Annotated in this window: 1 protein-coding gene; it reads left to right on the top strand. The window is 64.2% G+C overall.

What is annotated here, in order from left to right:
- Nucleotides 1-201, top strand: a 201-nt coding sequence (locus tag RM779_RS33610; protein WP_311621577.1) for an integrase core domain-containing protein, incomplete at its 5' end; no start/stop codon positions are given.

Below are 201 nucleotides of genomic sequence, written 5' to 3'. Positions count from 1 at the left end.
CAGACCAACGGCAAGGTCGAACGCTTCCACCGCACCCTGCTCGAGGAATGGGCCTACCACCGCCCCTACACCTCGGACACCGAACGCCAGACCGCGTTCACCGACTGGATCGACTGGTACAACTACCACCGACCCCACACCGGCATCGCAGGCCAAACACCCGCCAGCCGCGTCACCAACCTCCCCGAACAACACACCTAG

The organism is Streptomyces johnsoniae (assembly GCF_031845565.1).
Taxonomy (GTDB): Bacteria; Actinomycetota; Actinomycetes; order Streptomycetales; family Streptomycetaceae; genus Streptomyces; species Streptomyces johnsoniae.
Note: the sequence above shows the minus strand (reverse complement) of the source record. Positions and strands in the feature narration are given on the sequence as shown.